Annotated in this window: 11 protein-coding genes and 1 tRNA gene; 2 read left to right on the top strand and 10 right to left on the bottom strand. The window is 59.5% G+C overall.

Translation table 11 applies throughout. The annotated features are described in order from the left end of the window. Window positions 1-2: 2 nt before the first annotated feature. Entirely contained in the window at window positions 3-791 is a 789-nt protein-coding gene (locus ACP3RB_RS03320) for an SDR family NAD(P)-dependent oxidoreductase (RefSeq protein ID WP_426699432.1), read from the bottom strand. A gap of 339 nt (window positions 792-1,130) precedes the next feature. On the opposite strand from ACP3RB_RS03320, the gene ACP3RB_RS03315 reads away from it, so the two are divergent. Beyond that, window positions 1,131-1,844, top strand: coding sequence for a DsbA family oxidoreductase (locus ACP3RB_RS03315; RefSeq protein ID WP_426699431.1), 714 nt, complete (start codon window positions 1,131-1,133; stop codon window positions 1,842-1,844). A 328-nt stretch (window positions 1,845-2,172) separates the two neighbouring features. Further along, the gene (locus ACP3RB_RS03310) at window positions 2,173-2,649 is read left to right on the top strand and encodes an excalibur calcium-binding domain-containing protein (protein ID WP_426699430.1); all 477 of its coding nucleotides are present in this window, start codon (window positions 2,173-2,175) and stop codon (window positions 2,647-2,649) included. Window positions 2,650-2,776: 127 nt separating this feature from the next. Here the strand turns inward: ACP3RB_RS03310 and ACP3RB_RS03305 are convergent, their stop codons facing one another. The 9 genes from ACP3RB_RS03305 to obgE all read right to left on the bottom strand — a co-directional run bounded on the left by ACP3RB_RS03305 (window position 2,777) and on the right by obgE (window position 11,861). Further along, the gene (locus tag ACP3RB_RS03305) at window positions 2,777-3,049 is read right to left on the bottom strand and encodes a hypothetical protein (protein ID WP_231917957.1); all 273 of its coding nucleotides are present in this window, start codon (window positions 3,047-3,049) and stop codon (window positions 2,777-2,779) included. 45 nt (window positions 3,050-3,094) lie between these two features. Continuing rightward, window positions 3,095-3,916: a polysaccharide deacetylase family protein gene (locus ACP3RB_RS03300; protein WP_426699429.1), complete on the bottom strand. Its 822-nt coding sequence runs from the start codon at window positions 3,914-3,916 to the stop codon at window positions 3,095-3,097. A gap of 495 nt (window positions 3,917-4,411) precedes the next feature. Next, complete coding sequence (locus ACP3RB_RS03295; protein ID WP_070593382.1) at window positions 4,412-5,812, bottom strand: glutaminase; 1,401 nt, start codon at window positions 5,810-5,812, stop codon at window positions 4,412-4,414. A gap of 316 nt (window positions 5,813-6,128) precedes the next feature. Beyond that, on the bottom strand, window positions 6,129-7,100 hold the full coding sequence (locus tag ACP3RB_RS03290; RefSeq protein WP_311452214.1) for a cation diffusion facilitator family transporter: 972 nt from the start codon (window positions 7,098-7,100) through the stop codon (window positions 6,129-6,131). 112 nt (window positions 7,101-7,212) lie between these two features. Beyond that, window positions 7,213-7,285 (bottom strand) — tRNA-Ala (locus ACP3RB_RS03285). 255 nt (window positions 7,286-7,540) lie between these two features. Next, window positions 7,541-7,978 (bottom strand): ribosome silencing factor, encoded by a 438-nt coding sequence (rsfS, locus tag ACP3RB_RS03280; protein WP_005505774.1) that lies wholly within the window; start codon window positions 7,976-7,978, stop codon window positions 7,541-7,543. A gap of 66 nt (window positions 7,979-8,044) precedes the next feature. Next, entirely contained in the window at window positions 8,045-9,124 is a 1,080-nt protein-coding gene (locus ACP3RB_RS03275) for a sulfite reductase subunit alpha (RefSeq protein ID WP_311452213.1), read from the bottom strand. Further along, entirely contained in the window at window positions 9,117-9,866 is a 750-nt protein-coding gene (gene nadD, locus ACP3RB_RS03270; RefSeq protein ID WP_060824694.1) for a nicotinate-nucleotide adenylyltransferase, read from the bottom strand. The genes ACP3RB_RS03275 and nadD overlap by 8 nt, the downstream gene beginning before the upstream one ends. A 387-nt stretch (window positions 9,867-10,253) precedes the next feature. Next, a complete protein-coding gene (gene obgE, locus ACP3RB_RS03265) occupies window positions 10,254-11,861 on the bottom strand; it encodes a GTPase ObgE (RefSeq protein ID WP_426699428.1) in 1,608 nt (535 codons plus the stop codon). Window positions 11,862-12,029 lie beyond the last annotated feature (168 nt).

Below are 12,029 nucleotides of genomic sequence, written 5' to 3'. Positions count from 1 at the left end.
TGTTACTTTGCGCTACCTGCAATCTGCTGGTCGTAGACGAAGTTCAGCATTGCCTTGCGCGGCATCATCGGGGAGAGGGAAATGAGGGGCTTCTGCCACGCGACCAGACCGGAGACAACGTTGATCTTGCCTGCAATCATGCCGTCGTAGCCGTCCTTGGCAACCTGTGCCGGGGAGACAGCGTTAGCGAAGAGCTTGGTGTCGTCCAGGCCGCCTGCTGCTGCGAAGCCGGTTGCCATAGCGCCGGGCATCAGGCAGGAGACGGTCACACCGGTGCCCTGAACCTCACGCCACAGAGCGTTGGACCAGCTGGTGATGTAAGCCTTGGTAGCGTAGTAGACTGCCTGCAGCGGGCCGGGGATGGTAGCTGCGGTGGAGGAGACGTTGAGGACCTTACCGGAACCGCGCTTGATCATTTCGGGCAGGAAGAGCTTGAGCAGGCGGGTGGGGGATTCGATGTTCACAGCAATCATGGACATGTCATCTTCCATGGAACGCTCACGAGCGAAGTCACCCTGACCGCCGAAGCCTGCGTTGTTGATGAAGTAGTCGGGCAGGATGCCGAGCTGCTGGCACGCGTCGAAGATCTGCTGGGCGGCTGCTTCGGTGGAGAGGTCAGCGGCGATGGTGTATGCCTTCACGCCGTAGTCCTTTTCGACCTGTGCTGCCTGTGTGTCGAGCTTGCTCTGGCTGCGGCCAACCAGGATGACGTCGCCGCCGGTTGCTGCGTGGATGTTGACGAATTCGGTGCCGAGGCCGCCGTAAGAACCGGTGATGAGTGCGGTTGCCATGATGTGTTCTCCTTGAAGATTAGAAACTTGGTTGTGGATTCCTGCCGAGTTTTTCGGTGGTTTCCGTTGCCTTGTGGTTACTACTATACGGAGCAAAAGACGCCAGCAATACAGCAATTTGCGCCAGGAATCTGCAAAACGCGCCAACTCTGCTGGCGTTTTTAGCGTTGTCCCCGCCGGGGCTTCTTATCCGTGCATCTTCTATAAGGGGGCGGCACTCGGCAGGGCTTGAAACTAGCGGCGGGAATAAACGCCGGGGAATAATCACTGCGGCCGGGGCGTTAGGTGAGCGTACAGTTGCGGCAGCTGCCGCATCCGAGTGTGAAAGGAATAGATACCATGCGTATTGATATTTGGTCCGATATTGTGTGCCCCTTCTGCTACGTGGGCAAGCGTAACCTGGAGCAGGCGCTCGCCGAGTTTGAGCACCGTGACGAGGTTGAGGTGGTGTGGCATAGCTTTGAGCTGGACCCGTCGGCTACGGAGTACCCGGCTGGTTCGCTGCCGGAGATGATTGCTAGCAAGTATCAGATGCCGTTGGAGCAGGCGATTGCGACCCAGGAGTCGTTGGCGGAGCGCGCCCGCGAGGTCGGTTTGGATTTCAATTGGCGGCAGGCACGCTACGGTAACACGTTTGATGCGCACCGTGTGATTCACTATGCGGCGGAGCAGGGCTTGGCGTCGGCGGCGGAGGAGGCGTTTAAGAAGGCGTACTTTACCCAGGGCCGTTCGGTTCAGGATCACGAGTCGATTCTGGATATCGCCTCTGAGATTGTCCTGGATACTGCCGAGGTTGAGGCGGTGTTGAAGAGCGACCGTTACGCGGAGCACGTGCGTGCTGATGAGCAGTTGGCGCGCCAGCTGGGCATTAACGGTGTGCCGTTCTTCTTGATTGAGTCGAAGTGGGCGGTCAGTGGTGCGCAGCCTGCGGAGGCGCTGGTGCAGGCGCTGCGTCAGGTGTGGGAGCAGACCCATCAGGTTGAGTTGTTGAACCCGCTGGCGGGTGCCTCGGAGGCGGGTCCGTCCTGCGATATGAACGGCAACTGCTCCTAGCGGCGGCTCTGGGCAATGGTTCTGGGCAGCGGATCTGGGCAACGGTTCTGGCTAGTGCTTCCCGCTAGAGCTATCCCAGTGGGGGCGCTACTCCCCTAGCGCCTCCGGCTGGTGCCCCTAGATATAGCGAATATATAGCGAAGCCCCCTTGTACCGGTTCTTGTGTGAACCGGTACGAGGGGGCTTTGCTGTGCCCGGTTGGTGTTTCTTCCCTTGTCAGAATGCTTGAAAGGCTCAATAGTGCCTGCGGGTGGGATAGTTTTCCTTTACACTTGAGTGTGTGTTCTACGGTGAACATCCTTGTCCACTCACTTTATAAAGGAATATTGTGTTGAAAATTCACGCCGCGACCGTTGGTGTTCTTGCGGGTGCCCTGCTTCTGACCGGTTGCTCGACGGAGACCTCTGAACAGAAAACTGTACCTGCTAAAGACTCTGCTTCAAAGACCCCTTCACCCAAGCCTAGTAAAACTAAACGTCCTAAACGAACTCCTTCGCCTTCACCAACTCCCAGTCCTTCTGTAGCTCCGTGGGAGACATATACTCCTACTCCACGAGCCACGAAACCAAGGCCTACTCGCGTGGCAACGCAGGCTCCAGCTCAGGAGCCTGCGGCAGTTGCTCCCGTTCAGAAAGTGCCTACTCAGGAAGCCCCGGCGCAGTCCAGCGTGTATTACAAGAACTGTGCTGAAGCCCGAGCTGCAGGTGCTGCGCCCATACACCGGGGTGAACCTGGCTATCGGGCTGAGTTGGATAGAGACGATGACGGTATCGCCTGCGAATGGACTGACAAAAAGAAGAAATAGAAATTTCAGCGACAAAGAAACCAAGCTAACGTTAAAAACGAAGTCCCCTCGTGCTATTTCTAGTACAAGGGGGCTTCGTCATATCAGCCTAGAATCCGCGCGGGGTAAGAACCTGCGGGCAGCAGGGCTAGCGCGGCTGGTAGGCGCGGGCACGCTCAGCGCGAGCACGGCGCGCCTCCGCATCCTGCAGAACCGGCACCAGCATACGCACCAGCTGACCCATACCGCGCACCACCAAATTCAGCCACAAACCCACAGACCACACCGCCGCCACACGCGGATGCCCCGAGCGCACCCACCGCACACCCAGAAAAGACAGCGAATAATACAGCAGAAGCAGCAGCGACTCACGGAAACGGTGCACCTGCCGAAGGATAGGGTTCTGAGGAAGCTTCATCATGCCTCCCAGTATACCCACCGGAACCCCCGCCAGGACTCCCCCGCACTACCCGTAATAGTCACGAATCGTGACAGTCGTCAAACCGCGCCGATCCAACAACGCCCGAATACGGTCCAGCTCAGACACCACACCCCGATAATTCAAATGCCCAATCACAATATGCTGAGCCAACGCATACTTCTCCGCATAGGCATACACCTCAGCCGAAGAAATATTAGAAGAATCCGCCAACGACCCGTACCACAACACCGGGCGCGTAAAACCACACGACGCCGCAGCCGCCAACACGCGCGCATCATAATACCCGTACGGCGGGCGGAAATACGGCTTCGAAGACACCCCAAAAAGCCGCATAATCTCCTCATCATTACGGGTCAGCTCATGCACAATCTGCTCATCCGTCAGGCTCGTCAACGCCGCATGACTATACGTATGGTTCGCAATCTGCAACTGGCCGCTCTTCACCAGCGGCAACAACAGGTCACGATGCTGCTTAAACGCCGGGTACTGACCATTAATAAAGAAAGTGAGGCGCGTGCCGGTACGGTGAGCAAACTCCGCGTAGGCGCGCACCACCTCCGGGTCAGCGCCGTCATCAACCGTCCACGCAATGTACTTGCCCTCACCGGGTAGGCCGGTCTGCGGGCCGGTCCAGGCGCGCGCTGCGGGAACCGGGTTCGACGAGGTCGCAGTCGCAGATGCGGAGGAGGTAGCCGCCGAGCTTGCCGAAGGAGTCGCCGAGGCGCTACCTGAGGCACTACCGGATGCGCTACCCGAGGCAGACCCGCCAGCCGCCGCTCCGTGGGCGCCTTCCGCAGCAGACGGGGTGCAGCCGGTGATGCCAAGACCCAGCACGCCGAAGCTCACCGCGCCTAGACCAAAGGTACCAACGTGTTGTAAGAGTTCCCGTCGCCCCATGGAGGCGCGGGCAGAGGCGCCCGCCACCGCCCGGTCAGCAGTGAGGTCAGTAATAGCGGATTGACGAGTAGTGATAGGTGTTTCTGAGTGTGGAACAGTGTTCATATTACGAGTGTATGATGAGACCACCGTTAGATATCGAAAAATTCAAAATATTACGTAATGAGTAATAACGCCGCGATAAAAGAACCTTTACGCGCATTCGTTCCACTCGCTCGCCGAATACCACGCTCAGCACCCTAAGCTATCCGCACGCAAGGTAATCCCCGCACGCCAGGCAATCCAAGTAACCCAGGTAATCCAGCTACAGCTCCAACCACAGCGCAGGGCGCAATTCTAAGTACAGCAAGGCCCCTCCCCCAGAACGCGTTCACAACGCGCCCGGGAAAGGGGCCTCAATATATAAGTTCACACAATCGTACATCCAAGTACGCGGAGAGAAACCTACTCGGACTCCGAAGCTTCCGGCTGCTCCGCCTTAGCGGATTCCAGCGCATTCAGCGCCTCCAGAGCCGCAGCCTCCGCAGCTTCTTCGGCGTCCGCCTCAGCCACACGCTCAGCGTCCGACTCGGCAGAAGTCACCGCCGCCGGGTTCGTCAGAACCTTCACACCCATGCTGCGCAGCGCATCCGTGTTCGTGATCGTCTCGTCATTATCAATCAGGTACACCTTGTACCCGTCATTACGCAGGCGACGCATCAGCTCCAGGAGCATGCTCTGAGCGACCTCATCCACCGCATACACGCGCGTCACATCCAGGGCGACCTTCGAACCCTCCATCGGGGATTCCACAATCTCACGAATCACGCGCTCCACACCCGCAAAACGGATACGGCCCTGCAACTGAATCAGGCGCATCGACTCGTCCCCCGAACCGATCTGGTAGTTCGCGCGCAACGCCGAACGAGCCACCGTCGGAACGTTCATCACGTGCATGCCCATGTCATCAGAGAACTGCTCAAACAGCTCCACGCCGCGCACACTGTTACCGTGACCGTCCAGGCGCGGCGAGAACGTCGCCACACCCAGCTGACCGGGCACCGCACCAATAATGCCGCCGCCCACGCCGCTCTTCGCCGGAACACCCACCTGGGTCGCCCAGTCGCCCGCCGCGTTATACATACCGCACGTGAACATGACGCTCAGCACCTGACGCACCACAGTCTTAGGAACCACCTGCTCACCCGTCACCGGATGCACACCATAGTTCGCCAAAGTCGCCGCCATCAACGCCAAATCCTTGACCGTCACCATCAGCGAGCACTGGCGGGTATAACCCTGCACCGCCACGGTCGGGTCACCGGTCAGGATGCCGTGGCCGCGCAGCATGTGCGCAATCGCGTAGTTGCGGTGCGCGTGCTCCAGCTCAGACTCGTACACGCGCTCGTTCACCGACAGGCGGCGGCCCGCAAACGCAGACAGACCAGAAATGACGCGCTCCATGCGCTCGCCCTGCGTCGCACCGGGAGGGCCCACCAGCGAATGGGTGGTAATCGCGCCGGCGTTAATCATCGGGTTCAGCGGCTTACCGGAGCCGTCCTCCAGGGACAGCTCGTTGAACGGCTCACCGGAAGGCTCCACGCCCACCTTCGCAAGCACGTCATCATAGCCGCGGTCCGCGAGTGCCAGGGCATACACGAACGGCTTAGAAATCGACTGGATCGTGAATTCCACATCGGAGTCACCGGCGGCGTACTGCTCACCATCAACCATGGCGATGGACGCGGCGAGCTTGTCCGGGTCCACGGCGGCAAGTTCCGGAATGTAGTTTGCCAGCTCACCGGAGGTATCAGAAGCGACCGACTCGAGGGTCTCGGTCAGGTAAGTGGCAATAGGTGAATGCATAGTGTTCCGTATCTGCTGCTAATCGTGGTTGTTCTCGTCAAAAATTTCAGGATGCGCCCGCCCACTGTTCCGTTTCGGCCAGGCTGAGGCGCTCATCGTTGCAGGCTACCGCGGCTACCAAACTAAAGAGCCTGCCCGCGAGCCTGTCAAAGTGTGTGGGTGAGGAGCGCCTTTTGCTCCCTAAAGAGTGTATCTTTTGCGTGTTGAAGCGACCAAATATAAGCCGCCAAATATCACGGTCGCCTCTCCCCCCGCTATTTCGGCACGCAGAAATCACACACGCAAGGTTTTCAGGTGGCCTAGGGGTTCAGGTGGCTTAGGGGTGGCGAACCGAATCCGGTTCACGACCACCCAACTCGGCGGTCTCCAGCTGGAAGGTCGAGTGCTCCACCGACACCTCAAAATGGCTCGCCACGCACGAACGGATACGGTCCAGAATCGCCACCGCAGAGCCGTCATGGAAGCACGAATCGGCAACCACCACGTGCGCGGTCACCACCGGCAGGCCGGTCGCCACCGTCGAAGCATGCACATCGTGCACCTCCACCACACCGTCAACACTCAAGATATGCTCACGCATCGCATCCAGGTCCAGGCCGTCCGGGGTGAACTCCATAAGCACCGCCGTAGTCTGCTTCATCAGACGCGCCGCACGCGGCACAATCAGCGCCGCAATCAGCAGACCCGCCAGGGCGTCCGCCTGGTAAAAGCCGGTCAACCAAATCACGATAGCCGCCACAATCACACCCAGCGAACCCAGGGCGTCATTGAGCACCTCCAGGAACGCGGCGCGCATATTGAAGTTCGCGTTCCTCGCCGTAGCCAGCACCGCAATACCAATAGCGTTCGCCACCAGGCCAACCACACCAAAAATCAGCAGTTCGGTGCCGGGCACCTCCGGCGGGGCGAACAGGCGATGCACGCCCTCCACCGCCGTGTAGATACCCACCGCCAGCAGCAGCACCGACTGCCCGAGGGCGGCAAGCACCTCAATGCGGCGGAAACCCCACGTGCGGCGGGAGGTCGCCGGGCGCGTCATCAGCGAAGCCGCCGTGAGCGCCACCAGCAGGCCGGACGCGTCCGTAATGGCGTGCGCCGTATCGGTCAGCAGCGCAAGACTTCCCGTGACCAACGAACCAATCGCCTGCGCCAACACAATAACAACCGCCAAGCTGAACGCAATCAGCAGGCGCGGGCGCATCGAGGCGGCATCCTCCGGACTCGGGGCATGCGAATGGTCGTGCCCATGGTGATGCCCGTGGTGGCCGTGATGTGTGTGCGCTCCCATGCGCTTCTCCTCAACTATGAACTGCGTTGTTGACTATCGAGAGTTATCGGCAGATAGCAAAATCGCCCGATTCACAAGAACCGGGCGAAAAGCTCCTCAACCGAGGAAAACGTGGAGATAAGGGGACTCGAACCCCTGACCCCCTGCATGCCATGCAGGTGCGCTACCAGCTGCGCCATATCCCCATATTCTGTTAGTGACCTCAACGAGGCAACATGAATATATTACACACACCACGGACAGCGATGCAAACCAGCGCACCCAAAAACCCAAAAAAGTTCCGGGGCAACCGGGCAGGCAGAAGGGGCAATCAGGTAACCAGAAAGGGAAACCAGGCGGGCAGAAACACCCTCGAAATACGCAGAAAAGGGGCGGACCCCGCGGCACCATACAGCGCCAACAGGGCCCACCCCCTCATCAACTAAAAATCAAGCGGAAGCCTACGCCTCATCCTGAGCGGGAATGATGCGTGCAGCATCCTCCTCAGTCTCACCCTCGATGTCGAAGGGAGCCTCGTTCTCAACGCCCAGCTCAATACGCGGAGCCTCAGCCCACAGACGATCCAGAGCGTAGAACTCGCGGTCCTCCTCATGCTGAACGTGCACGACAATATCGCCGAAGTCCAACAGAATCCAACGACCCGAGGAACGGCCCTCACGGCGAACCGGCTTCAGGTCAGCCTGCTCACGCAGAGCATCCTCAACCTCATCCGCAACAGCGTTCACGAGGCGCTCGTTGTGGGCAGAAACCACCAGGAAGCCATCAATCAGACCCATCGCGTCGGAAGCATCCACAGCGAACAGGTTAGTTCCCTGCTTCTCCTCCGCAGCGCGGGCGGCAATGCGCAGAGCCTCAATCGAGGACTGTGCAGCAGTCATATTTTCCTTCCTTGCCGGCAGAACACCCGCCGGCAGCACCCGCAACAGGGGTGCATTGTTCACGGCCTACTTAGGGCCAAAAATCATAATCAGACCGACAACGACCAGGGCGATCAGCAGCACAATCCACAGCCACGCCAGGGAGGGCTTCTGTGCAGGTTGCAGAACCTTTTCAGCCTTCTCAACAGCACTCTCAGAAGCAGAGTCTTCCCCAGCTTCCTTCGACGCAGCTTCCTTGGATTCAGCATCCTTCGAAGCCTCAGCAGATGCAGCCGAAGCAGACTTCGACTCAGCCGACTTAGACTCTTCATCCTCAGAATCCTTGTCGGACTCCTCAGCGGTTTCCTCGACCAGTGCCTCGTCGGGACCCTGACGATCCACCATGCGCTGCAGCAGCTCCTCAACCTCATCCGGGCTCAGAGCAACAGTCGGGTCGCCGTCCACCGAATCTACGGTATCCCCTGCGGAGGCGCTATCCAGCACGCTCAGGTCAAGACCCTGAGCGTTCACCGCGCTCACGCGGGTGGGCAGCTCGTCAGCGGACTCTTCAACCTCAGTAACCTCAACGGTCTCTTCCTCAACGGAAGCAACCTCGGTCTGCTCAGCCTCAATGTCAGAGCTGTCCAGCTCCTCAACCTTCGGCTCATCGCGCACCAGGTACTGGTGCAGCTCGGGTTCAGGCTTCTCCTCCTTGACCACGGCAATGACCGGGATTGAAGAAGTCATCGGGTTATCCACCGCGGAGGGGCTGGTCGCATCCACACGGTTCTGCGCGATCTCTTCGGGGCGCAGAACACGCAGGCTACTGGTCAAAGGAGCAGGCTCGTGCAGCTTCTCCTCATCGTTCGCCTCAGTGTCAATCTTGCCCTGAGCCGCCAGTGCCGCAAAACGACGCTGAACAGCCAGAACCTGCGGGTCAATAGCGTTCGTATAAACCACGGAGCCCATGTTCTCAACAGGCTTCGCGGGCTCACCGCGGCGGGCCGCACGCAAGTACTCGGCAACTTCTTCACGGTAGCGGGCAAGACGGCGCGGACCCATCACCTTAGTAGGCGGCGGCACCTCAATGCCGTCCTCGGTCACGTACGTCTCGTAGAGGTACGCTTCGTCCTCGCTATAGGGCTTCGAACCCGTAGCTTCACTCATGTGTTCCCTCATTATTCGTCGATTGGGGTGCCTGCCCAGACTCATCCTTCACGCGGGGCAAGCCGTCACGGTACGCCGTCAAGGCGTCCTTCTTGTACAGGCCGTACTTAGCAATGTACTGCACCACACCATCGGGCACCAGGTACCAGATGGGGGCGTCTTCAGCTGCGCGGCGACGAATATCGGTCGAAGAAATCGCCATCGCAGGAATCTTCAGGGTCGTAATATGACGACCCTCAGCCATCGGCGGATCCAGCTCATGATCGGGGCGGGTCACGCCCACAAAAGTCGCCAAATCCCACAGCTTATGGGCATTGCGCCAGGTCATAATCTGGCTAATCGCGTCCGCACCGGTAATGAAGAACAGGTCAGCATCCGGGCGCAGGGCACGCAGCTCGTTAAGCGTATCAAAGGTGTAGGTGGCGCCGCCACGGTCAATATCAATACGGCTCACCGTAAAACGCGGGTTCGACGCGGTCGCAATCACCGTCATCAGGTAGCGATGCTCAGCGTCACTCACGTGCCGCTCCCCCACCTTCTGCCAGGGCTGACCGGTCGGAACAAACACGACCTCGTCCAGGTCGAACACGGCGGCAACTTCGCTAGCCGCCACCAGGTGTCCGTGGTGAATCGGGTCGAAAGTTCCACCCATCACGCCCAGACGCACCCGACCGGGAATGCGCGGGGGAATCGACTCGGTGCTCGGAGCACCAAAATCAAGGTGAACAGGCTGGTCAGTCACAAATGCCGTCCTTGCTGGGGACAGAGACCGCGCCACAGCAGCTTAAGGAGCCACCACAGGTGCGGATGCGGGCAGGTACACAGAAGGTACGCAACACCGAAAATGGCCCGCGTACATTCCCCTCTATGCTACCTGCTTGCGGTCAAAAAAACCGAAATGACGGGGGTGAGCTAAGCCGCCAGTGGAATACCCAGCCAGCACACCCGACCACAGGTTCACCCACAGAATCGCCAGCAGAATCGCCCGTATGTTCCGACGCGCACATCCGGCGCGAGAGGCAACCACACAGCACATAAAGAAAGCACCGCGCACCGGAGCAAACCCCGGTGCGCGGCACCAATCATCGTCGAGGTAACAGCTGTCTGGGCAACAGCTAACGCCTAGCTACTAGTCCTCAACGTTCGGCATGTCGATATTCTCGTCGACCTTGCCTTCCTTCAACTTCTTGCGGTACTCAACCGACTCAGTCCACACGCCTGCAACACGCTCGGACTCCAGCTCGGCACGAGCCTCCGCCTTCGCGTCCATACGCTCCTTGTACTCCACACGCTTCTGCGCACGAGTCGGGCGAATGATCTCTTCCAGACGAGCGTCCGTACCACGCGGGGAGGACAGCAGCTCAGCGCCACCGACCATGGTCGGCTCCCAATCGAAGATCACCGAGTTGTCGTTCTCGCCAATCACCACGGCGTCACCGGCACGAGCACCAGCCTTAAACAGCTCATCCTCAACGCCCAGGCGCGCCAGGCGGTCCGCCAGGTAGCCGACAGCCTCATCATTATTGAAGTCAGTCTGCTGAATCCAACGCTCAGGCTTCTCACCAATCACGCGGAACAGCGGCTCAAGGTTACGCTCCTCGCGGCGAATAATGAACTCCTGCTTCTTCTTACCGCGGAAGCCCTTCGGGCGAACCACAGGAGCCTCAACAACCACGCGCTCCGCTTCCTTCTCGGCAGCGGCACGAGCCTCGCGGTCCTCCTCAACGAGCTTTGCCATCGCAAAGATCAGGGGCTTCAGACCCTCGTGGGAAGCCGTCGAAATCTCGAAGACCTTAAAGCCCATCTCCTCAAACTCGGGGCGAACAAACTCCGCCAGCTCACGAGCCTCAGGAACATCAATCTTATTGAGCACCACAATCTGCGGACGCTCATGCAGCGGCACGGTCACACCCGCAGTCGGGTCAACCTCATAGTTCTGCAGCTCGCCGCGAATCACCTCAAAGTCACTAATCGGGTCGCGGCCCGGCTCCAAAGTAGCGCAGTCAATCACGTGCACCAGAGCCGAAGAACGCTCCACATGGCGCAGGAAGCGGTGACCCAGACCGCGGCCCTCCGAAGCGCCCTCAATCAGACCCGGAACATCCGCCACGGTGTAGCGAACATCGCCCGCCTGCACCACACCCAGGTTCGGGATCAGGGTGGTGAACGGGTAATCAGCAATCTTCGGACGCGCCGCAGAAATCGCAGCAATCAACGAAGACTTACCCGCCGAGGGGTAACCCACCAGAGCCACATCCGCAATGGACTTGAGCTCCAGAACAATATCAGCCTCTTCACCGGGGGTGCCCAACAGGGCAAAACCGGGAGCCTTACGCTTAGCCGAAGCCAACGCAGCGTTACCCAGACCGCCCATACCGCCGCGGGCAGCAACATACTCGTCGCCCACACGCAGCAGGTCAGCCAAAACATTACCCTCGCGGTCCTTCACCACGGTACCCTGCGGCACGGTCAGAATCAGGTCCTCACCGTTAAAGCCGTGGTGCATATCACCACGACCAATATCGCCATTCGGGGCGTGCTGATGCGGGCTGTGGTGGTACTCCAGCAGGGTCGTGGTCTGGTTATCCACGCGCAGAATCACCGCGCCACCATTACCACCGTTACCGCCGTTAGGGCCGCCCAGGGGCTTAAACTTTTCACGTCGCACGGAGACGCAGCCGTTACCTCCGCGACCGCCAGATACATGCAAGACCACGCGGTCCACGAACTCTGCCACGGGTTCTCCTTATCTTGGAAAATCTTCACTTCGCCACCGCACGGCACACACCAATCATGCTGCGGATGCGGCGGCAGGCGCGACCGGGTTGGGGTGCGCCTCATCGTGGAGCCCAGCACAGGCGGGCATCCACGGCATTCGAGGTCATAGCGAGAGGGGGTAGACTAA

The organism is Rothia mucilaginosa, from assembly GCF_049990865.1.
GTDB classification, from domain to species: domain Bacteria; phylum Actinomycetota; class Actinomycetes; order Actinomycetales; family Micrococcaceae; genus Rothia; species Rothia mucilaginosa_I.
Note: the sequence above shows the minus strand (reverse complement) of the source record. Positions and strands in the feature narration are given on the sequence as shown.

Bases quoted from the DNA above. Each gene is read 5' to 3' on its own strand.
- ACP3RB_RS03320 (WP_426699432.1), bottom strand. From the start codon at position 791: ATGGCAACCGCACTCATCACCGGTTCTTACGGCGGCCTCGGCACCGAA.
- rsfS (WP_005505774.1), bottom strand. From the start codon at position 7,978: ATGACTGCTGCACAGTCCTCGATTGAGGCTCTGCGCATTGCCGCCCGC.
- ACP3RB_RS03295 (WP_070593382.1), bottom strand. From the start codon at position 5,812: ATGCATTCACCTATTGCCACTTACCTGACCGAGACCCTCGAGTCGGTC.
- ACP3RB_RS03315 (WP_426699431.1), top strand. From the start codon at position 1,131: ATGCGTATTGATATTTGGTCCGATATTGTGTGCCCCTTCTGCTACGTG.
- ACP3RB_RS03305 (WP_231917957.1), bottom strand. From the start codon at position 3,049: ATGATGAAGCTTCCTCAGAACCCTATCCTTCGGCAGGTGCACCGTTTC.
- ACP3RB_RS03290 (WP_311452214.1), bottom strand. From the start codon at position 7,100: ATGGGAGCGCACACACATCACGGCCACCACGGGCATCACCATGGGCAC.
- ACP3RB_RS03275 (WP_311452213.1), bottom strand. From the start codon at position 9,124: ATGAGTGAAGCTACGGGTTCGAAGCCCTATAGCGAGGACGAAGCGTAC.